The organism is Schaalia vaccimaxillae DSM 15804 (assembly GCF_000420425.1).
In the GTDB taxonomy this organism is placed as follows: Bacteria; Actinomycetota; Actinomycetes; order Actinomycetales; family Actinomycetaceae; genus Pauljensenia; species Pauljensenia vaccimaxillae.
Window position 1 is genome coordinate 229,207 of record NZ_ATUX01000006.1, and the last position, 21,546, is coordinate 250,752.

Below are 21,546 nucleotides of genomic sequence, written 5' to 3' on the forward strand. Positions count from 1 at the left end.
TCCTCGACGCTTGCCCCCTACGGGAGTGGCACGAGTGGCATCGCTTGGTTCTCAACCGAGCTGGCGCTTGACCTTGAGTAAGGTTTCAAGCAGCGCGTAGGTACAAGGCCGAAGAACAAAGTCCCAACCACCGGCAACGTCCGTGTAGTGGCAAGAAAAATTACCCTTGTACTTGCCCACTGCGAAAAGGTCAGGCATGCGCGGCGAATGAGCTCCCATGAGATCAAAACCGCGTATCCCCTCTCCCGCTAGTTTGACTGCGATGAGATGGTCGAGGTGGCCTGGAGCACCCAAGCGTCGACCTTCGTCATTCGATGCTCCGTATTCGGCCTGCGCCCGCCGGTCGTTAACCAGGACGATATCCCAGCACAGCACTTTGCCGTGCGGGTCTCGAATAGAAAAGAGACGCGCATGGTCGGGGCCAAGGCAATCCAACATCTGCATGTAGGTCGATGGTGGATGCGGGCGGAAACCGTCACGCTCAGCTGTCTGGCGCAAGACCTCGTAGTGAGCTTGGAAGCCCCGCAAGTCGATTCCAGTGTCTTCGACCATGGTCAGCCCGGCCTCATCAGCCTTCTTCTTGCCACGTCGAATCATCTTGCGCCCGTCGGCTGGCATTTGAGCCAGGATGGACTCTTCAGTACCGCCGGAGGTATCCACTACCACAGTGCGGTCATAGGTCATCGTCTGAAGGAGATCGCGTAAGTCGGGCGACTGGAACCACGCGTGCATGCGCACGAAGACAATGCGCCGGTTGCGTTGGCGCACAAGCTCAGCCAGCGCTTGACGGAAGGCTTTTTCTCGAGCCGGAGAGGCTTCCTTGACCCACACTGGTCCCCACTTAGCCCACAAGTAGCTCCACGAGCGAACCTTGTACTCATATAGAGCAATAACGGCGATGATTTTCTCGCCTTCTTTATAGGCGTAGCGTCCCCATAGAGGACGCCCTTGGGACTCTTCGAAGGCCTGCCAACATTCAGATTGTTCGACGGGCAGGCCGTCGGTTCCTGATAAGGCCTGGCGCATATCACGGGCACTGATCTCTTCAAACCGTGCTGAGGGAGCGTTCATCTACTTATTCGTCGACTTTCAGAAGGACTTGTCCGTCGCCTCGGGATAATAGCGGCGGAACTTACGGTAATGGTTGAGTTTTTGCAGACGGACGATGGCATTGCGATAAGGATTTTTCTCCGCAGGGTTGAGGAGCGGATCAAAACGTTTGCCGGACCGAATCAACTCGCGTACGCGAGAGCGCAGGCCGTCCTCGCGTAAGTAGCGCAAGAGGAGACGGTCGGGCACCATCGAATACAGGATCTCTTCACGAGCTTGAACCGGCTCAACCTGTCTATGGTCGATGAGGTCGGCGACCATAACCTTCATTGGGTTGGCTCCGGCAGCGCTCATGTACCAGTTATTGCGCCCGATCCTGGGGTTGACCTCAAAGAACATGGCGCGTCCATCTCGCGGATCAATTTTGATGTCAAAGTTCGCGAAGCCACGGTAGCCAGATTCCGTCAGAAGCTTGGATGCTTGTTCCCACAGATGTTCGAAGGTTTCGGTGATCATCGCAACGGGGTTGCCGATCATGGTGGGTGCGTGGTCTTCCAGAAGAACCCTGGCAGAACCAATAAGTGCCACTTTGCCCGTCGAGTCGACGTATGCGGTGATGGATCGCATTGCCGTGTTATCGCCAGGGATCAATTCCTGGACGAGGAAGAGGTCTTCGAATCCGGCTGCTTTGAGGCTCTCCCACAGGGAATCGAGCTCGTCTTGGGATTCCATAAACCAAATCTTGCGTTTACCTTCGAACTCAATGGCGTCGTAGGCATCGCCTCGAGCCGCTTTTGCAACGACAGGAAAGTCGAAAGGAATTTCAGGGGCGCGCCAGTCTTGATCGGTGGCCTGCGAAAAGTCGACGACGACGGTGCCCGGAGTGTCGATGCCCAAGCGCCCGCAGGCTTGCGCAAAAGCGGCTTTGTCGGTCAGCCCCTCAATGACGTCGATTGAGGGAAATGGTGTCGCGTACCCACAGGCCTGTAACGCTTGCGAATTGCGGGCAATAAAAGCTGAGTGGACATCAGTGTTGGCCATGAGGACCAGTGCCTTGTCCGGGTGAGCTGCTGCGATGCCTTTAAGAACGGCTAGGCGATCGTCGTCGCTGATGCCGGCATCGATCGTGACAACATCAAAGAAGTTCGATTTTGTAATTGCTTCGATCGGCTGGTTGGCCACGCACAGGCACCGGCATCCGAATGCCTCGTTGAAAGAACGGCCGATCCCGTAGACGCCGAAGTCACCGCCCATGATGACGGGCAGCAGTGACGCCGAAGGCGCATTGGGATGCATGGAAAACCACCTTTTCTTAACTCACAGAGTTTACGAATCCGAGTATCCCCGAATCTATGGGGGAATACCCTGATCTGCCCCCGATCGGAGAGTCGTGGATACAAAAGGACCCTGATCCGAAGGGACCAGGGTCGTTGTGGTGGGCGATACTGGGATCGAACCAGTGACCTCTTCCGTGTGAAGGAAGCGCGCTACCCCTGCGCCAATCGCCCGAGGTGGGTACGGGATTCGAACCCGTGTATACGGCTTTGCAGGCCGCTGCCTCGCCTCTCGGCCAACCCACCGCTACACCGCGGAGATCAGTTGGGCCCCAGGTGTGCGAGCGGATGACGGGAGTCGAACCCGCGACCCTCACCTTGGCAAGGTGATGCTCTACCAACTGAGCCACATCCGCGAAGACCGCTCATGCGGCCGGGGAATGAACCCCACGCCCCGGATTAACCGGAACTACCGTGGGCGATACTGGGATCGAACCAGTGACCTCTTCCGTGTCAGGGAAGCGCGCTCCCGCTGCGCCAATCGCCCGAGCGGATGACGGGACTCGAACCCGCGACCCTCACCTTGGCAAGGTGATGCTCTACCAACTGAGCCACATCCGCATCAATATTTGAACTCGTTGAGTTCGTTTCGACGAAATGGAACTCTAACAGGTCTTCAGGTCGAATGCGAAATTGCAAGCGGGGAGATGCCCATCACACGGACTTTTCTAGCGGGAGTTTGCGTTTAAAACACGCATGCCCTGCCCGACCATGGCACGCTTGTGACATGGATATTCATCCCGGAAAGCCCTACCCCCTTGGCGCGACCTTCGACGGCACTGGAACAAACTTCGCCGTGTACTCCTCCGTTGCTGATCGCGTCGAATTGTGTCTACTCGATGACGATCTCAATGAGACACGCATCCCACTCAAGGAGGTCGATGCGTGGGTGTGGCACGCCTATCTTCCCGACGTGGGTCCGGGTCAGCGTTATGGCTTCCGTGTCAAGGGTCCCTGGGATCCGGAAAATGGCCACCGATGTGATGAATCAAAGCTCTTGCTTGACCCTTACGCCAAGGCGATTGCCGGCCAGGTCCAAGACTCATCAAGTCTGTTCTCATATGACTTTGACAATCCTGAGCAGCGTAATGAACAAGATTCTGCTCAAGCCACGATGCATTCCCTGGTCGTTAACCCCTACTTCGACTGGAGTGGTGACTACACACCAAATCACGACTACGCCCAGTCAATCATTTACGAAACCCATGTCAAGGGCATGACAATGCTCTGCCCAGACATCCCTGAAAAACTGCGTGGCACCTATGCGGGCATGGGCCACCCGGCCACGATTGCTTATCTCAAACGTCTGGGCGTGACAACCGTCGAGCTCATGCCGGTGCATCAATTCGTCAATGACACCGATCTTCAAGCCAAGGGCTTATCAAACTATTGGGGTTACAACACCATCGGTTTCTTTGCTCCGCATAATGCCTATGCGGCGACCAAGGCACCCGGGGGTCAAGTCGCGGAGTTCAAGGCGATGGTTAAGGCGCTGCATGCTGCCGATATTGAAGTGATCCTAGATGTGGTTTACAACCATACTGCAGAAGGCAACCACCTTGGCCCAACTTTGTCCCTCAAAGGCCTAGACAATGCCTCCTACTACAGGCTCGTAGAAGAAGATCGTCAGCACTACTTTGATACCACCGGCACGGGTAACTCCCTGCTCATGTCCAACCCTCACGTGCTCCAGCTCATTATGGACTCACTGCGATATTGGGTCACTGAAATGCACGTCGACGGCTTCCGCTTCGACCTGGCTTCAACCTTGGCACGCCAGTTTGCTGAAGTCTCACGCCTATCTGCATTCTTCGACCTCATCCAGCAAGACCCCATCGTCTCCCAAGTCAAACTCATCGCAGAACCATGGGATATTGGCGAGGGCGGCTACCAGGTGGGTGGATTCCCTCCCCTATGGTCGGAATGGAACGGGCGCTACCGAGACACCGTCCGCGATTTTTGGCGAGGAGAGTTTTCGTCCCTGCCAGATTTCGCTTCGCGCTTGGCGGGGTCGGCGGACCTCTACCAACATTCTGGACGCACCCCAGTTGCCTCAATCAACTTCATTACCGCCCATGACGGTTTCACATTGCGCGACCTCGTGTCGTACAACGACAAACACAACGAAGCTAATGGCGAAGGCGGGGCTGACGGCGCCAACGACAACCGGTCGTGGAATTGTGGCGCCGAAGGACCCACAGATGATCCCGAAGTTCAGGCGTTACGAAATCGCCAAATCCGCAACTTCCTAACAACGCTGATCTTCTCCCAAGGTGTCCCCATGATTCTGCACGGAGACGAATTGGGTCGAACCCAAGGAGGCAATAACAATACTTATTGCCAGGATAACGAGATCTCATGGATTGACTGGGATCTTGATGACGAAGCTGAAGCTCTCATCGACTTCACGTCGAAGATCATTCACCTTCGCCGCGACCACCCGGTTTTGCGTCGCCGTCGTTTCTTTAAGGGCCTGGCCAAGAGAGGCGGCGAGTCAGACCTGGGAGAGGTCGAATGGTTCACTCCATCTGGTGAACACATGACCGACGAACAGTGGTCTCAGCCGTGGGCCAGGGCAACAATGGTCTTCTACAACGGCGATGCGATCCGCGAACCTGACCAGTACGGTCGGCGCATCGTTGACGACGATTTTTTGCTCCTCATCAATGCTGCACCTGAAGCCGTGGACTTCACCATTCCAGACCGCGCCTACGGTGAACGCTGGGAGACGGTTGTCAATACGGCAGACGATTCAGATCGCAGTGTCCACCACACCGGCGACACCATCAGTGTGCCCTCCAGGTCTACGGTCATTCTCCTCAACCCATTAGGTCAGTGAGGATTTAGCTCGCTGGAGTTTGCTTGCCCGTACGCAGGCGGCGAATCAAGCGGCGCGCAGATCGCAGAGTATTGAAAGCGGCCGGACGAAGAATTACTTCGCGGGTTGGAGCTACTTGGACCACGTCTTTGCTGAATTTCGTCTTGAACTCGTTAAGCCCCATCAAGCTCGGCGAAAGATCAGATCCAATGCCCATGAGGTCAAAGGATTCGACGCCTTGGCGACTCAAATCAACACATTCGAACAAGACCAGGCGGTCGGTCACTCTCTGGCGCATCATCTTGGTAGCAGAGGCCGCATAGTACCGAGTAGCTCGGGTGCCGAAGACCGTCACGATCGACCAGCAGACGAGTTCAGAATCAATACGCCCTGCGTACACCCTGCAGTGATCCTCGCCCAATGTTGCCACCATATGGCGATAGTAGGATTCATCCCACGGAACAAAGCCATCGCGGCCTGCGGTCTGTGCCATGAGTGCGTGATATTCGCTGAAGTCCTGGCTGGCTTGAGCTGTTTCATCTGCACATTCGAGCCCAGATTCTCGGACGGATTTGCGCACATCACGCCGGCCTCGCGCTTTGAAGCGAGTAAGGATCTCTTCGGCTGCAGCTTCGCCATCAAGCTCAGTATCACGCGCAATGTCAATAATGACGGTCCGATCATAAGTAATCAGAGAGGACGGCAACTGCGTTCCGTCAACCTCGTGGTGCAGATCGAGGCGCAGGTGCGTGGCTCGAGGGCACAAGCTGGCTATGTGGGAGCGTACGAGGGCGATGAGGTCTGACTCGTCTTGGGCGCTGGGTTCACTTACCCAGACAGGCCCGTGGCGTAGCCACAAAAAGTGTGATCCGTGGTCCTTGACTCGAGTTGCGTAAAAGCCTGCCCGCAAGGACCCGCCGGCATCGTAGACCAAGTGGAAGCCTCGTGGATCTCTGTCAGTGTCGGGGGCGTCTATCTGGGCCCACTGGCGAGTTTGTTCGATAGGAAGGACGCACCCTGCTTGTGTCAGCAGCGTTTCAAATTGAGTTGAGTCGACTTCGGTCAGCGACCATCGGCCTAAAGTCACGCGAACCTCCCTTTTTAAGAATCCGCTGTCACGGAACCTTTCATCCACCGTACCGATAGGTCAGGATTACTACCCGTTCAGATCTGTATCTCACAGGCATCTCACAGGTAGCGGCGCGCCTTGCTCCTAACGCACATGGGGGTGTTTACGCTGATTTTGTGACTGAGACAGCCTTGCCCAACGACTTTGTGACAGCGCTGCTCTCTTTGCGTGATTCACCGCGCGATCCCCACGTACTCCTCGAAGAGGTTCCTCCCCCACGCCGTCTTGCTCCTTTCACCGCAGCACTGGCTATGCGTACACGTGACGAAAACAATGAGCAACCTTTGGCGTCTGGCAGGCTCGTTGTCTTGCACGATCCTCAGGGACAGGTTGGATGGAATGGAACCTTTCGTTTGGTGGCACAGCTACGTTCTCAAATCGACCCTGAGATGGGACACGATCCGCTACTGGGAGAAGCCATTTGGGGCTGGGCGGCAGAATGCTTGGACGAGGCCGGCGCCGGTCTACATGATTTGACCGGCACAGTCACCCGTGAACTTTCAGAGTCTTTCGGCGGCCTCGTGCTGCGAGGATCGAGTCTTTTCGTTGAATTGCGTGCCTCGTGGAGCCCTAATACTGCTCATCTGGGTGAGCATCTCCAAGGGTGGGCGGACCTCATGTGCCGAACCTCCGGAGTCATCACCGAACATTTCCTTGAAGGGGTCTGATTCCTCGTGCTCATTACCAATAGGGATGGTTTGCCCGAGGGCGACACTGATAATCCGGTCCTCATAGCTGCTCCCCGACAAGGTGTGCCAGACGTCATTGACACGCCCGAAGCTTTGGCGACCGCAGCTGCTGCCCTTGAGACGGGAACAACTCCCATTGCTCTCGATGTCGAACGCGCCCAAGGATTCCGCTACGGCGCGGACCCCTACCTGGTTCAGATACGCCGCGAGGACGTCGGTACTTTTCTCATCGACACTCATGCCCTGCCTGATCTGACAAGCCTTCAAACAGGTGTAAACGATGTATGGCTCTTGCACAACGCAGACCAAGACCTGGTGAACCTGCGATCAACTGGACTGGCATGTCCGCAGCTCTTCGACACTGAAATCGCTGCCCGCATGATCGGGCTGACACGGTTTGGCCTGGCATCAGTGTGCGAACAGATCCTGGGCTTGGGCTTAGTTAAGGACCATCAGGCCTCCGACTGGTCGGTCCGGCCTCTGCCTTCGGATTGGTTACGCTACGCCGCCCTTGACGTTGAACTCATGACCGAGTTGTATCGCAGGCTTTCGGTGACATTGCATGACCTGGGGCGCTGGGAATGGGCGTTGGAAGAATTCGCCTACGAGGCCGCTAAACCTGCGCCTGAGCCCAAGGCAGAACGGTGGCGTTCCCTTCCGGGGGCTGGCAAGATCCGCAGTCGGCGCAATCTTGCCGTTCTTCGAGAATTATGGGAAACACGCGAAGCTATTGCCGAACACATTGATTTGGCTCCGGGACGCCTCGTTCGTAACGCCGCCCTCGTCCGTGCCGCTTTGCAACCTCCTCGTAATAGACGCACGCTCATGTCTTTGTCGGAGTTCCGCTCCCCCGTTGCACGCCAGCACACCGATGCGTGGCTGCGCGCTATCAGTCGCGCGCTCACCATGGACGAGGACGCCATGCCCGATAAGCAAAAGACCCCTCAACCGGGTTCTGTGCCGGATGCTCGTCATTGGGCTCGACTCGACGAAGATGCCGCCGCCAGGCTGGGCCTGGTGCGCGATGCCGTGGCTGGTGTTGCTGACGCCCTGAACCTTGCTCCTGAGATTGTGTTGGAACCCAAGGTGCAGCGTTACATTGCATGGGCGCCACTGGATCCCAAACGTCCATCTGGCGACGAGGTGGAAGAACGCATGTATGACCGCGGGGCTCGGGACTGGCAGATGGATCTGTGCTTAGATCCCGTCTGCGACGCTTTAGGTGTCTAAGTCAGTGCGGCCAACAAGTCACGATCGGACTATCATGGCGCTTGTGCGCTGAGGCACAGCCGTTCCAGAGTCGAAGGAGGACCGATGTCCACCACCATCGCACGCTACGGAGAATGGAAATCGCCCATTACAGGCGATTCTTTCACGGCGCGTTCCGTCACCCTCTCTCAGGTTCGAATCGATGGCCCCGACACCTATTGGGTTGAGGGCCATCCAAAAGAGGACGGCCGCGGCACTTTGCTGCGCCAGCGCGCAACCGGAGAAACTGCTGAAGTTCTGCCCATGATTGACGGGGTACGTCTACCCGATGTGCGTTCACGGGTCCACGAGTACGGTGGTCGCGCCTATGCAGTTTCCGAAGGTCTCATTGTTTTCACCGATGCCTTCGACGGTCGCGTTTACCGTTTCGACACGAAAGACATGACTCGCGGAATTATCCCCTTAACTCCGCTGACTAAGATCCGCTACGCCGACTTTGAAATCGATGAAGTGCGCGGCCTCGTCTACGCGGTTGCCGAAGACCACTGCGCAGACGGCGAACCCGTGAACTATCTTGCTGCAATTCCTTTGGATGGCAGCGCCGGCCGCAATACTGACCTGCTCTCAGTTGTTTTTGAGGGCACTGATTTTTCTGCCGCCCCCACCTTGTCCCCAGACGGCACCAAGCTTGCGTGGATCACGTGGGATCACCCGCACATGCCGTGGACCCAGTCGGTCCTTCACGTCGCCTCGTTGAACTTTGAAGGGGTTATCGAAGATAGGGTCACCCTGGTCGAGTCTCCCGATGTTTGTGTCTACGAGCCTCGCTGGACCCTGGCAGGCGACCTCGTCCACGTTGATGATTCCACCGGCTGGGCAAACCTCTTCCGTACGGAGGGCTTTACCTGGGAAGAAGGCGAAGAACCCGGTGCATGGACCAAGCGCCTACGCACCCGCGCTATGCACCCTGGCAAGCGGGCGTTCTCGCACCCCCACTGGGCTCTGGGCCTGCACTCCTTCGATAACTTCGACAATGACTACCTGATCTGCTCGTGGTCAGAAAACCTCACGTGGCATCTGGGCACAGTCCGTATTGACAACGGCATGGCCGAAGAATGGTCAACGGGATGGTGGCCTATTGGAAACGTCGCTTCCGCTGACGGGCGCGTCGTATTCCTAGCTGACTCGGTGAACCACTCGGCGTCCATCATTGAAATCAAAGATGGTCAAACCCGCGTTTTGAGGCCTTCTTCTGACGCTGAGGCACCGGAAGAACTGGTGTCCGAAGCCCAAATCGTCAGTTGGCCGACGGCCGACGGCGAGGTCGCCCACGGTTTCTTCTATCCGCCGCTCAACCCCGAATACAGCGCACCCGAAGGCGAGCTACCTCCGCTGATTGTCAACGTCCATGGTGGCCCCACGTCATCGGCACGCCCCGGACTCAAGGTGCCCTTCCAATACTGGACGAGTCGCGGGTTTGCCGTGTTGGATGTGAACTACCGCGGTTCGACGGGCATGGGGCGTCCCTACAGGGAGAAGCTCAATGGGAATTGGGGTGTTCTTGACGTGCAGGACTGCGCCGATGGAGCCCGCTACCTCGTTGACCAGGGTTTGGTGGATCCGGACCGCATCGCAATTCGCGGTGGTTCTGCCGGTGGTTTCACGACTCTGGCCGCTCTTGCATCCACAGATGTTTTCACCGCTGGAACTTCCTTCTACGGGGTCTCTGATCTGAAGGCGCTGGCTCAAGAAACCCACAAGTTCGAATCTCACTACGCTTACCGTCTGCTCGGCTCCGATGACCTGGACGATCCGGTATGGCACGATCGATCCCCCATCAACCACATTGACAAGATCACGGCTCCGCTACTGATCTTGCAGGGGTCGGAAGACAAGATCGTTCCGCCATCCCAGTCCCAGTCGATGTACGACGCTCTGGTGGCACAGGGTAACCCTGTGGCCATGAAGATCTACGAGGGCGAGGGCCACGGTTTCCGCAAGGCTCAGCACATTAAAGACTCGTGGCGGACCGAGCTGACTTTCTACCGCAGAGTCTGGGGGTTGGCGATCGACGGAGACGTCATTGTCGACATCGCGAACCTGTGATTCGCGGTGGGTGACTCAAAGACCATTCATTCGGGCGCTGATTCCTCTGTTAGGAGGGCCGGCGCCCGAATCGGTGCCATCATTGGCGCCCACAGGATCGCTTTGGGTGTCGTGGCCGGGCTAATCGGTGCGGTCGTTGGTGTGGCCGCTGTTCTCTTTAATTTGATGATCGCCGCGTGGAGCACTCTTTCCACGGGTTTCGAGGAGTACACGCAGCATCTGGGGGACAACCACGGTTTCTTTGGTTGGCCTGCCTGGGTGTTTCTGCTGCTGGCCCCTTCGTTATCGGCGCTGATCTACGGGCCGCTTGTTCATCGTTTTGCTCCCAGTGCAAGGGGCCACGGCATCCCCGAGGTCATGTTGGCTGTCAAACGCAAGGGCGGAAAGATCCCCGAGCGGGTTGCGGTCGTTAAACTCATTGCGTCCTCGTTAACGATCGGCTCTGGTGGGTCTGCGGGCCGTGAAGGACCGATTGTGCAGGTGGGAACCTCGATTGGCTCCGCCGTCTCTTCTTTCTTGCGTCTGCCCACATCACGCACGGTCTTGCTGGTGTCGTGTGGCGCCGCTGGTGGTATCGCAGCGACATTCCACGCTCCTATGGCTGCCGCGGTCTTCGCCCTCGAAGTGATCCTCGTACAATTTTCTGCCGAGGCTTTCGGCTACGTCGTCATCGCTGCCGTCATGTCGTCGGTGGTGGCCCGGGCTTTGCAAGGAGACGAAGTTGTTGTTGACGTCGGTACTGACCTGGCTTTTTCTTCCCTGACCGATATTGTCTGGGTCGCAATTCTGGGTCTCATCGCGGGCCTGGCTGGCCTGGGTTTTTCTAAGATGTTGTACAGCGTGGAGGATGTGATCGACGCGCTGTGGGGCAAGCTCCATCTACCGGAGTGGTCACGTCCCGCTGTCCTGGCTGTGTTGCTTGGTGCCGGTCTTATCGCTTTCCCTCATATGTTCGGTTCTGGCAATCCGATTGAAGAGGCAGCTCTGGCGGGTGAGTACTCCATCGGTTTCCTTTTGGTCCTCATGCTCGGGCGGATACTTTTCACGTCTTACACCATCGGCATGGGTGGTTCGGGCGGGGTGTTTGCTCCAACGCTTTTTGTTGGTGCCATGGTGGGTGCGGCTTTTGGGCAGCTCATTGATCCTGCATCGGCAACCAGTGCAGGCGTCTACGGAGTGATTGGGATGGGCGCGGCCTTTGCTGGGGCTGCACGCGCCCCAATGACGGCTGTACTCATCATTGTGGAGATGACTGGGCAATTTTCGCTCATCATGCCGATGATGTTGGCCGTGGTGATCGCTATGGGAGCGTCGCGTTTCTTGACTCGCGGCACGATCTACACGGAGAAGCTGCGCAGGCGCGGCGATGTCCTCGACGACCCTGTGGACGGAACTCTTTTGGGAAACAAGCCGGTTCGTGAGTGGATGGGACCTGTCCCCCACGTTTTGAGAGTCTCTGAGTCTTTGTCGCAGGCAGTGCGCATCCTGCGTTCAACCAGGGAGGAATGTTTGCCAGTTATTGACGAGGGCGATCGCTTCGTCGGCCTCGTATCTGCCCTGGATGTGGCGGCTGCTCGCGGCGAGGATGCTTCTTTGGATGCTGAGCTGTCTGAGGCTATTTTGTCGGCCGAGCGCCTTGGACCCGACGATCTACCGTCCGTGGCTTTGGAAGCGTTGCGTGCTTCGGGTTATTCGGCTCTGCCTGTTGTGGATAAGTCTGAGCGGCTCATCGGTTGGGTGGGTCAGCGTGATCTGGTGGATCGAATGTATCGGGATCAGCGCCGCGCTCTGGATGCTCGCCGCCAGACCTCTTTCGGTTCACGTTGGCAGGACAAACACCGCCGTCCCTAGCCCCTCTCACCGCCGAGAGCAGACCTTATGGTCGTTTTCGGGCCTGAAAACCGCGATTTTTGACCACAAAATCTGCTCTCGGCGAAGGAGGAGGCTTAGCCTCGCTTGGCGAGGTCGCGCAGGACGTACTGCAAGATGCCGCCGTTACGGTAGTAGTCAGCTTCACCGGGAGTATCGATACGGACAACCGCGTCAAACTCGATCGGATCTGCGCCCTCGCAAGTCGCAACAACGCGCACTGTCTTGGGAGTAACACCCTCATTCAGCTGCTCAATACCCGTAATGTCGAAAACTTCGTCACCCGTAAGTCCCAGCGAGTCGCGATCCTGTCCAGCCGGGAACTCCAGAGGCAACACGCCCATACCGATGAGGTTGGAGCGATGAATACGCTCGAATGACTCGGTGATGACAGCCCGCACCCCCAACAGGGACGTGCCCTTGGCTGCCCAGTCGCGCGAGGAACCTGAACCGTACTCCTTACCGCCGAGGACGACCAACGGTGTTCCGGCAGCAATGTAGTCCTGCGCAGCCTCGTACACCGTGGTGGTAGGTGCACCCTCGCGAGCAAAATCCTTGGTGAAGCCACCTTCAACGCCGGGCACCATCTCATTGCGGATACGGATGTTGGCGAAGGTGCCGCGGATCATGACCTCGTGGTTTCCGCGACGCGAACCGTAGGAGTTGAAGTCGCGTCGATCCACGCCATTGGCCACCAAATACTGGCCGGCAGGGGTCTCCGGCTTGAAAGCACCGGCGGGAGAAATGTGGTCGGTGGTCACTGAATCACCGAGCTTGAGCAGGACTCGAGCTCCGTGAATATCGGTGACGGGTTCGGGCTCGAGTCCCATCCCCTCGAAGTACGGGGGCTTTCGCACGTAGGTGGAATCGTCATCCCACGAGAAGGTGTCGCCGTCAGGGGTTTCCAGACTCTGCCAACGCTCGTCTCCCGCAAAGACATCCGCATACCCCTTTTCGAACATTGACCGGTCGATGGAAGCATCAATAACAGTCTGAACTTCAGCGGGATCAGGCCAAATGTCACGCAGGTAAACATAGGATCCGTCAGCGGGATCTTGGCCCAGAGGCTCAGTGTCGAAATCGAAGTCCATCGTTCCAGCCAGAGCGTAGGCGATCACCAGAGGTGGGGACGCCAGGTAGTTCATTTTGACGTCAGGGTTGATACGACCTTCGAAGTTTCGGTTGCCTGACAAAACAGACACAACGGCCAGGTCATTGTCGTTAACTGCGGCCGACACTTCGGGGGCTAGCGGACCGGAGTTACCGATGCACGTGGCACAACCGTAGCCCACCAGGTTGAAACCCAGAGATTCAAGGTCTTCCCACAGTCCAGCCTTTTCATAGTACTCGGTGACGACCTTAGATCCGGGAGCCAGAGAAGTCTTCACCCACGGCTTGGACTTGAGGCCACGTTTGTTGGCATTGCGCGCCAGGATACCCGCGGCCATCATGACCGACGGGTTGGAGGTATTCGTGCACGAGGTGATCGATGCGATTGCGACATCACCGTGGTTGAGTCGGGTCTGTGTACCGTCCGCCAGGGTGAGTTTCACATCCTCACGCTCACCTTCGGGAGCGTAGGTGGGAATCACCTGGGAGAAGGACTCCTTGGATTCGGACAGGACGATGCGGTCCTGGGGGCGCTTGGGACCGGCAATCGAGGGCACTACGGTGGACAGGTCAAGCTCAAGGTATTCGGAGTAACGAGCTTCCTTCGACGGGTCGTGCCACAAGCCTTGAGTCTTGGCGTATTCACGCACCAATTCGATGGATTCCTCGGATCGACCGGTGAGGCGCAGGTAGTCCAAGGTGACGTCGTCGATTGGGAAAATCGCTGCGGTTGAGCCAAATTCGGGCGACATATTGCCAATGGTGGCGCGGTTGGCCAACGGGACCTGGGACACGCCCTCGCCGTAGAATTCGACGAACTTGCCGACTACACCGTGTTGGCGAAGCTTCTGCGTGATCGTTAAAACGACGTCGGTGGCGGTGGCACCCGATGGAATAGAACCCGAAAGCTTGAATCCAACGACCCGTGGGATCAGCATGGACACGGGCTGGCCGAGCATCGCAGCCTCGGCCTCGATGCCGCCGACTCCCCACCCGAGCACGCCCAGGCCGTTAACCATGGTGGTGTGGGAGTCGGTGCCCACGCAGGTGTCGGGGTATGCGGTGACAGTGCCGTCGTCTTCGGTCTTAGTGAAGACAGTGCGGGCGAGGTGTTCGATATTGACCTGGTGGACGATGCCGGTCGAGGGCGGGACAACGCGGAAGTTGTCGAAGGCTCCTTGTCCCCAGCGCAGGAATTGGTAGCGTTCGCGGTTGCGTTCGTATTCTCGTTCGACGTTGGCTTCGAATGCGAGGCGTGTGCCGGCAACGTCAATCTGCACGGAGTGGTCGATGACCATTTCGGCGGGAGCCAGCGGGTTGATGAGGGTGGGGTCTCCACCCAGGTCAGCGACGGCCTCGCGCATCGTGGCCAAGTCAACGATGCAGGGCACGCCGGTGAAGTCCTGCATGATGACGCGAGCGGGGGTGAATTGGATTTCTGTGTTCGGTTCAGCGTCTGGGTCCCACACGGCGAGGGCGCGAATCTGGTCTGCCGTAACGTTCGCACCGTCTTCAGTACGCAGGAGGTTTTCAGCGAGTATCTTGAGCGAGTATGGCAGCTTGTCGAGCCCTTCGACTGCGTCAAGGCAGTAGATGTTGTAGTTCTGGCCGTTGACATCAATGGTGGCGCGGGCGCCGAAGCTGTCGATGCTCGTCATGAACCCTCCCGGTGGGATCGGATGCAAAATATCTCGTTGCCAAGATATAGAGGCTCCAATACCGCTGCAACCGCGTCCATCTTGGATACGGTCAACGTGGCGATTCCGGGCAAAGTATCAGAGATGAGGACGATCTTGTTCGTCTGATTCATCGGGCTTCAATACGTTATTTCGCAACATAGTCTCAACGGAATTCACGCTAATCCGGTCCGGGGATACTTACTCCGTACAGGATATCTATTCCGTACAGTAAGTCGTCTATTTTGGTGCTTCAACGCATGAGAAGCGTGCGTCTACCAGATCATTCTCTGCCTGTCCTCCGCCAGATCGACGACGTTGATGACGAGCCTTACGCATCGACTGGTTATGTAAGGTTGAACATTGGCGACAATCACGTTAGCGTGATTCTTCTGATAAATACCATCGTGTGTGCGCGACTATTCATTACGTAATAAAAAGAGGAACAATGACGCGAAAGAACATCTTGTGTTTCGGGGATTCCAATACGTGGGGATACACCCCTGGAACTGGTGAGCGTTATGCACCGAACGTACGTTGGCCCGGCGTCATGGCTGACAAACTCGGCGCTGGTTATCACGTCGCTGAAGATGGCATTAGTGGACGAACCACTAGTTTTGACTTCCCGTGGAGCGAGTCTAAGAACGGCCAGTCCGCGCTGCCTTATGCCTTGCTTTCTCAAAAACCGCTGGATCTGTTGATTATTGCCTTGGGGATTAACGATCTGTCTGTTGTCGACTCTTCTTTCTCAGCACAGAGCGCCGCAGCTCTCATTCGACGCACTCGCATGCTTCAGGCGGTTCCGGATGCACAGACACCTATATTTCCCAATGGTGTAAAAATCTTAATCGCCGCACCTGCACCGGTACACCCGGATTACGACGAACAATTTCAGAAGAGCTACTACCAGGAATCTCTTCTTCTCACGCCAAAATATTCCTCTATGGCACACGACAACGGTGTCTATTGTCTGAATGTGGGCGATTATGCATCCGCGTCACCGCTTGATTGCGTCCATTTCTCAGAAGAATCGCATTACAGGCTCGGAGAGGCAATGGCAGAAAAAGTAAAGGAAATATTCGGCGACACTGACACCCATTAATGGTGCTTGTCTCCCCGTTGTTTTCTTCGCGGCGCAGCGGGTGCGAATCTGACCGGTGGAATCTACGCTGACACGTCCCCGACTGCTTCAGCGCATCAGAATCCGTATCGACCCCGGTCGATATCCGACTGAATCTTCATCAAATCAGCTCGTTGCCGAGGATCCGAGGTCCTTTCAATTTTCTTCTCCAGATCCCGCCTGGCACTAAAGCGACTGGACAGATAGAAGAACACAACAGCGGCCACAATGACGATTAGTGCCCACCAACCCCATGACACGAGTTCCTCCCCCCCCCTCGATCCGTAGCCACTCCAGGCTGAATATAACGAAGAAAACAACCATCAACAAGAATCTTTTACTTAACTCACTGCTGAAAGGCTAGCGTGCAAGTTCAGCGACTCTCACCAGCTACGACAGCTGACAGCTCTTAATGCGCCACGAATCAACTCGTGCGCGGACGCCCCCTATTGATTTCCAAGCACCTCCCTCAAATCCGCGCCAGAGTCGCTACTGTCTCAACATGGTGAGTATGCGGGAAGAGATCCCACGCTTGGAAGGATTCAACCTGATAGCCACAATCCATCAGGGTTCGTAGATCACGTGCCCCCGCCGCGGGGTCACAGGAAACCAACACAATGCGCGCCGGAGTCACCCGAGCAATCGCCTGGCACACGCCACGTCCTGCTCCTGCGCGCGGCGGGTCGAGGACGAGGACGTCGGGAGCCGAACCCAGCTCATCAGTCAGATCAATAATTCCCTGAGCATCAACGTCTCCAACAAAAGCATCCGCCCACTCGTACGGTGCAAGATTTTCGGCAGCGTCAGCCACCGCAGACTCATCTAATTCAAGGCTCACCAAGCGTCCCTCGGAACCGATGGCATCGGCAAGAACTGCAGAAAACAATCCAGCTCCCGAATACAGTTCCATCACGGTTGCACCGGGTCGCACGTCAGCACCCTCAAGCACCGCCCCCGCAAGCACCTCGGCACCGCGCACATGAGTCTGCCAAAAGCCCTGTGGTCGCACGCCGTAGGTAAACGTCCGGTCTCCCACGTCAACGTGCCACTCCAGTTGGTCGACCTCAATCTCCTGCCGGTTGGAGTCGTAAACACTCTGCCCAATGACCACAACAGGCGCACCACCATCGGGCGCAACAATGCGAATCCGGTCCCCCGGCTTCCACAGCTCGCGCCACGGGGAATCCTCATCAAACAATCCCAACGCAGTGATGGACTCAACCGCGAGCGGCATCTGGCTCAGCGCCAGGACTTCGTGGCCTCGGTGGCGGTGCATACCCGGACGGCCGTCCTCGTCAATGACCAATTCGATGCGAGTCCGCCGGTGGGCCAACATGTCGTCAGTTGCTTCATCACCTGGGACTGGAAGAACCTTAACGCCACCGAGTTCACCGATGCAGGCGGCAAGTTCCTCACCTCCCACTCGGCGCAATTGGCCAGCAACCACCTGGGTTTTCCACTCCCGCTGCGCAACCGGTGCCACGTGGGACAGTTCCCCACCGCCCACTCCCCCTGGACCGGCTTGCGGCCACAAGGGCTCGACTCGATTGGGCGAGACCTCAAGGATTTCAATGGCGTCAGCCCACGCCAAAGAGTTACGGGTGGAGGTGATACGCGCCCGGACCCTTTCGCCGGGCAAGGCGTGGCGCACAAAGACGACGCGCCCGTCCTCGTCCCTGGCCACGCACGCACCCCCGTGGGCAGGTTCGCCAATAGTCAAGTCAACAATTGGCATTTCAACCGGAACCGTCCGCTTGTTCCTGCGGTGTTGGCGACGGCGATTCTGGTGACCCTTATTGGTCATTCTTCCTCCACGGTATGGGGTGAGCTGCATCCTCATAGAAGTCAGCGGCAACTTTCTTAAAGGGATCGTTGACGAGTTGTCTGCCCTCAACCTCGTCGTCCTCTCCGAGTTTCCATGGGACGGTGGTGAGCACAACGCCGGGTACGGCCATGAGGTCGCGGCGCAAGCGAAGTGCAGTCTGGTTGTGCATGGCGTTTTCCCACCAGTGGCGCACCAGGAACTGGGGCATATAAATGACAAGCATTTCACCGGGCGAACGGCGGCGCCTCGACTCAATATAGTGCAAGATCACGCCATTGAGATCTCGGTAGGGGCTCGACAGCAGCGTCAGAGGGATCGGCACACCAGACTCAGACCACTCGGCTCGAATCTTGCGTTCTTCATCCTTATCGGCAACCACCGACACCAGTTCGAGGGACGCCGGTTGGGAGGCGCGGGCGGCGGCAATGGCTCGCATCGATGGGCGCGACAGGTTCGACACGAGGACGAGGGCGCGCACACGCGTCGGCAATGCGCGCTTAGCTGACCAGTCTTCAACTTTGAGCTGCTGACGGATGGTGTCATAGTGGTTATGGATTCCTTTTTGAATGAGGAATACAACGAGGATCATCAGCAAAGTGATCCAAGCTCCCCGCGACACCTTCGTGACAATCACAATGAAGAGCACGATTCCAGTCATCATGAATCCGATGACATTGACTGCCCGCGAGCGCAGAACCTGTCCGCGTTCAACTCCGGTCTGGCGGGTGCGCAAAATGGTATTCCAGTGACGGATCATTCCCAGCTGGGACAGTGTGAATGAGATGAAGACTCCGACAACATAAAGCTGGATGAGCCGGGTTGTTTGGGCTTGGAACCCTACGATCAGGACGATTGCTGCCACTGTCAGAACCAGGATGCCGTTGGAGTAGCCGAGGCGGTCGCCGCGCCGAATCATTTGACGCGGCAGATAGGAGTCTCGTGACAACACGGACGCCAAAGTGGGGAAGCCATTGAACGCCGTGTTAGCTGCCAGCACCAAGATCAGGCCGGTGACAACCGTGACCAACAGGAAAAGAAATGATCCGCTACCAAATACCGCCGAAGCAATCTGACCGATAGCCGGAGCAATAGTGGTGTCAGCGGGGAGTGCCTGGCCGTTGAGAGTGAGCTGTTCAGCAGGATCGTCGACGATCTTGACGCCAGTTTTGCGGGCCAGAACAAGAATGGACAGCATCATCGTAGCCGCGATTGCTCCGAGCATACCCAGGGTGGTGGCAGCATTCTTTGACTTGGGGCGTTTGAACATGGGCACGCCGTTGGAGATGGCTTCGACGCCGGTCAGGGCCGCGCATCCCGAGGAGAAGGCGCGCATCAGCAGGAATGCCCCGGCCAGGCCGGTGATGCCCTGGGCGTGGGCTTCGTCAGGGACGATTTCGTAGGCGGCTGTGGGGGCTTGACCGAGGTTTCCGGTGGCCCACTGGAACATACCGACACCAACCATCAGTGCGATGGCAAACATGTAGAGGTATGTCGGGATGGCGAAAGCTCCGCCTGCCTCTTTGGTTCCGCGCAAGTTAAGCAGCGCCAAGAGGATGACGAGGGCGACGGCAATCATTACTTCGTGGCCTGTAAGCCTGGGAATAGCGGTGGTGATGTAGGCGGCGCCAGAAGAGATTGAGACCGCGACGGTAAGGATGTAGTCAACGAGTAGTGCTGCCGCGACTACTAGGCCCCAGGTGCGTCCCAGGTTCGTGGTCACGACCTCGTAGTCGCCGCCCCCCGATGGGTAGGCGTGCACGGTTTGGCGGTAGGACAGGACAACGATGGCTAGGACCGCCGCGACGACGACTCCCACCCAGATGGATTGGATGGCTGCAAGGGAGCCTGCCAGAGCCAGGGTGAGGAGGATTTCGTCGGGAGCATATGCCACCGATGAAAGGGCGTCAGAGGCGAAGACTGGCAGGGCAATTCGCTTGGGCAGGAGCTGTCGTCCCATGGCGTCGGAGCGCATGGGGCGACCGATGAGGAGTCGCTTGGCTCGGCTCAGCACGTTGTTCAACACGTCGCAAAGCCTAGTCTCCTATTCTCCTGGGTCCAGCCGGTCTCCTCATAAGCACTAGGTTCTTTACGTCACCTCCGCAGCATCGCTTGAGCGTCGGCAACCTCGTCAGGCTTGGCCTAGGGCAGCGGTAGGGGTACGTTTGTTGCGTGCATTTTGTGATTATGGGATGTGGCCGCGTGGGGGCACGCTTGGCCGCCCAATTAGACGCCGACGGCCATTCTGTGGCCGTCATTGACGCCGATTCCAAAGCCTTCAACCGACTGCCGTCCGATTTTTCTGGGCGACGAGTCACCGGCCAAGGTATGGATCGCGACACCTTACGCAAAGCGGGCCTCAAAGACGCCTACGCTTTCGCTGCCGTGTCATCGGGCGACAACTCCAACATCATCTCGGCGCGTGTGGCCAGAGAAGTGTTTCACGTCGAACGCGTCGTTGCCCGAATTTATGATCCAACCCGCGCGTTCGTCTACGAGCGCCTCGGAATCCCCACGGTGGCCTCAGTCAAACGCACCACCGAGTCCGTCATGCGCCGCCTACTCCCACCCGACGCGGCCGTAACCTGGACGCACCCCACAGGCGAGGTCTCCCTGGTCAATGCCACCCCCGCGCCGAGTTGGTACGGCGTGGCCTTCCCCACCGTTGAAGAGTTGACGGGATGCAGGATCGCCTTTGCCTCGCGTCTAGGGTCGATTAAACCCGCGTCCAATGATCTGGTTGTCCAAGAGCACGATCAGTTGTACTTCGCGGTGTCTGGGACGGACTCGTCTCAATTGCGCGACGTTTTAACAGCTGCTCCCCAGTTGGAGGCATGACATGAAGATCGTCATCGCAGGTGCCGGATCGGTGGGCCGCTCGGTTGCCCTCGAACTCCTTGAGCACGGACACGAACTCACCCTCATCGACAAGCAGCCCGACAAGCTACGGGTTGCTTCCGTTGCCGATGCCGATTGGGTGTTGGCTGATGCGTGCTCCCCTGACGCTTTACGTGATGCTGGCTTGATGGATGCCGATGTCATGGTGGCAGCCACCGGCGACGACAAAGTCAACCTGGTGATCTCGCTACTGGCAAAAACCGAGTTTGCGGTGCCTCGCGTAGTTGCGCGCCTGAACAATCCGAAGAATGAGTGGCTTTTTGACCAGTCATGGGGCGTCGATGTTTCCGTGTCGACGCCGCGAATTATGACCTCGTTGGTTGAGGAAGCAGTCTCTGTGGGTATCCCGGTGCGGCTCTTCTCCTTCAACGGCGCCGAGGTCGCAATGTATGCGATCGTGTTGCCTCAAGAATCGCCCGTAGTTGGAATGCGGGTGGCGCAAATGGCTCTGCCTCCTCGCGCTACGCTGACAGCGATCCTGCGTGATGGACGGCCTCTCACCCCCGGCCCGGACGACCTGCTTGAGGCCGGAGATGAGCTTCTGCTGATCTTGGCGGACAACGACCAGAATATTTTGGCGAAACTCACCGCCCTGGTTGCAGTACCAGAGCCGCAAGAAGTTACCGACGGCGACGAAGGTGGCGAAGATCAAGCGTAAGTGATTCTCCTACGAATTCTCGATTCGAGGAGCTACCAGTTCGTCAGTTCAGCAGTGA

15 protein-coding genes and 5 tRNA genes are annotated in these 21,546 nt (G+C 57.5%); 8 read left to right on the top strand and 12 right to left on the bottom strand.

The features are described from left to right. Positions 1-51: 51 nt before the first annotated feature. The 7 genes from G439_RS0104045 to G439_RS0104075 form a co-directional block, all read right to left on the bottom strand. Entirely contained in the window at positions 52-1,071 is a 1,020-nt protein-coding gene (locus G439_RS0104045; RefSeq protein WP_022867909.1) for a lipid II:glycine glycyltransferase FemX, read from the bottom strand. Positions 1,072-1,089: 18 nt separating this feature from the next. Continuing rightward, positions 1,090-2,346, bottom strand: coding sequence for a carboxylate--amine ligase (locus G439_RS0104050; protein WP_022867910.1), 1,257 nt, complete (start codon positions 2,344-2,346; stop codon positions 1,090-1,092). Between the two features lie 137 nt (positions 2,347-2,483). Further along, a tRNA-Val gene (locus G439_RS0104055) sits at positions 2,484-2,558 on the bottom strand. A gap of 1 nt (position 2,559) precedes the next feature. Beyond that, positions 2,560-2,630 (bottom strand) — tRNA-Cys (locus G439_RS0104060). A gap of 37 nt (positions 2,631-2,667) precedes the next feature. Continuing rightward, a tRNA-Gly gene (locus G439_RS0104065) sits at positions 2,668-2,740 on the bottom strand. A 59-nt stretch (positions 2,741-2,799) separates the two neighbouring features. Further along, positions 2,800-2,871 (bottom strand) — tRNA-Val (locus G439_RS0104070). Position 2,872: 1 nt separating this feature from the next. Next, a tRNA-Gly gene (locus G439_RS0104075) sits at positions 2,873-2,945 on the bottom strand. A gap of 166 nt (positions 2,946-3,111) precedes the next feature. Here G439_RS0104075 and glgX point away from each other — a divergent pair. After that, complete coding sequence (glgX, locus tag G439_RS0104080; protein WP_022867911.1) at positions 3,112-5,223, top strand: glycogen debranching protein GlgX; 2,112 nt, start codon at positions 3,112-3,114, stop codon at positions 5,221-5,223. Between the two features lie 4 nt (positions 5,224-5,227). Here glgX and G439_RS0104085 read toward each other — a convergent pair whose 3' ends face one another. Further along, positions 5,228-6,289 carry a lipid II:glycine glycyltransferase FemX gene (locus G439_RS0104085; RefSeq protein ID WP_022867912.1) on the bottom strand — a complete coding sequence of 354 codons (1,062 nt, stop codon included), beginning with the start codon at positions 6,287-6,289 and terminating at the stop codon, positions 5,228-5,230. Positions 6,290-6,447: 158 nt separating this feature from the next. Between G439_RS0104085 and G439_RS0104090 the strand changes: the two genes are divergently transcribed. The 4 genes from G439_RS0104090 to G439_RS0104105 all read left to right on the top strand — a co-directional run bounded on the left by G439_RS0104090 (position 6,448) and on the right by G439_RS0104105 (position 12,186). Continuing rightward, positions 6,448-6,999 carry a DUF3000 domain-containing protein gene (locus G439_RS0104090; protein ID WP_022867913.1) on the top strand — a complete coding sequence of 184 codons (552 nt, stop codon included), beginning with the start codon at positions 6,448-6,450 and terminating at the stop codon, positions 6,997-6,999. Between the two features lie 6 nt (positions 7,000-7,005). Continuing rightward, on the top strand, positions 7,006-8,250 hold the full coding sequence (locus G439_RS0104095; protein ID WP_022867914.1) for an HRDC domain-containing protein: 1,245 nt from the start codon (positions 7,006-7,008) through the stop codon (positions 8,248-8,250). Between the two features lie 84 nt (positions 8,251-8,334). Further along, positions 8,335-10,335, top strand: coding sequence for an alpha/beta hydrolase family protein (locus G439_RS0104100; protein ID WP_022867915.1), 2,001 nt, complete (start codon positions 8,335-8,337; stop codon positions 10,333-10,335). Between the two features lie 6 nt (positions 10,336-10,341). Beyond that, entirely contained in the window at positions 10,342-12,186 is a 1,845-nt protein-coding gene (locus G439_RS0104105) for a chloride channel protein (protein WP_040434621.1), read from the top strand. A gap of 95 nt (positions 12,187-12,281) precedes the next feature. Here G439_RS0104105 and acnA read toward each other — a convergent pair whose 3' ends face one another. Further along, positions 12,282-14,972, bottom strand: coding sequence for an aconitate hydratase AcnA (gene acnA / locus G439_RS0104110; protein WP_022867916.1), 2,691 nt, complete (start codon positions 14,970-14,972; stop codon positions 12,282-12,284). Beyond that, entirely contained in the window at positions 14,969-15,124 is a 156-nt protein-coding gene (locus tag G439_RS12605) for a hypothetical protein (protein WP_022867917.1), read from the bottom strand. Before G439_RS12605 ends, acnA begins: the two co-directional genes overlap by 4 nt. A gap of 314 nt (positions 15,125-15,438) precedes the next feature. Here G439_RS12605 and G439_RS12140 point away from each other — a divergent pair, with 314 nt between their 5' ends. Then, positions 15,439-16,092 (top strand): GDSL-type esterase/lipase family protein, encoded by a 654-nt coding sequence (locus G439_RS12140; protein WP_022867918.1) that lies wholly within the window; start codon positions 15,439-15,441, stop codon positions 16,090-16,092. Between the two features lie 487 nt (positions 16,093-16,579). Here the strand turns inward: G439_RS12140 and G439_RS0104130 are convergent, their stop codons facing one another. Both G439_RS0104130 and G439_RS0104135 read right to left on the bottom strand, forming a co-directional pair. Continuing rightward, entirely contained in the window at positions 16,580-17,914 is a 1,335-nt protein-coding gene (locus G439_RS0104130) for a class I SAM-dependent RNA methyltransferase (protein WP_022867920.1), read from the bottom strand. Then, positions 17,904-19,958, bottom strand: coding sequence for an APC family permease (locus G439_RS0104135; protein ID WP_022867921.1), 2,055 nt, complete (start codon positions 19,956-19,958; stop codon positions 17,904-17,906). The genes G439_RS0104130 and G439_RS0104135 overlap by 11 nt, the downstream gene beginning before the upstream one ends. 161 nt (positions 19,959-20,119) lie before the next feature. Here G439_RS0104135 and G439_RS0104140 point away from each other — a divergent pair, with 161 nt between their 5' ends. After that, a complete protein-coding gene (locus tag G439_RS0104140; protein WP_022867922.1) occupies positions 20,120-20,770 on the top strand; it encodes a potassium channel family protein in 651 nt (216 codons plus the stop codon). A 1-nt stretch (position 20,771) separates the two neighbouring features. Continuing rightward, a complete protein-coding gene (locus G439_RS0104145) occupies positions 20,772-21,488 on the top strand; it encodes a potassium channel family protein (RefSeq protein WP_022867923.1) in 717 nt (238 codons plus the stop codon). Positions 21,489-21,546: the final 58 nt, after the last annotated feature.

What these genes read in the sequence shown, in the direction of transcription:
- G439_RS0104045 (WP_022867909.1), bottom strand. Translation starts at nt 1,071, where the DNA reads ATGAACGCTCCCTCAGCACGGTTTGAAGAGATCAGTGCCCGTGATATG.
- G439_RS0104050 (WP_022867910.1), bottom strand. Translation starts at nt 2,346, where the DNA reads ATGCATCCCAATGCGCCTTCGGCGTCACTGCTGCCCGTCATCATGGGC.
- glgX (WP_022867911.1), top strand. Translation starts at nt 3,112, where the DNA reads ATGGATATTCATCCCGGAAAGCCCTACCCCCTTGGCGCGACCTTCGAC.
- G439_RS0104100 (WP_022867915.1), top strand. Translation starts at nt 8,335, where the DNA reads ATGTCCACCACCATCGCACGCTACGGAGAATGGAAATCGCCCATTACA.
- acnA (WP_022867916.1), bottom strand. Translation starts at nt 14,972, where the DNA reads ATGACGAGCATCGACAGCTTCGGCGCCCGCGCCACCATTGATGTCAAC.
- G439_RS12605 (WP_022867917.1), bottom strand. Translation starts at nt 15,124, where the DNA reads ATGAATCAGACGAACAAGATCGTCCTCATCTCTGATACTTTGCCCGGA.
- G439_RS12140 (WP_022867918.1), top strand. Translation starts at nt 15,439, where the DNA reads ATGACGCGAAAGAACATCTTGTGTTTCGGGGATTCCAATACGTGGGGA.
- G439_RS0104130 (WP_022867920.1), bottom strand. Translation starts at nt 17,914, where the DNA reads ATGACCAATAAGGGTCACCAGAATCGCCGTCGCCAACACCGCAGGAAC.
- G439_RS0104140 (WP_022867922.1), top strand. Translation starts at nt 20,120, where the DNA reads ATGGGATGTGGCCGCGTGGGGGCACGCTTGGCCGCCCAATTAGACGCC.
- G439_RS0104145 (WP_022867923.1), top strand. Translation starts at nt 20,772, where the DNA reads ATGAAGATCGTCATCGCAGGTGCCGGATCGGTGGGCCGCTCGGTTGCC.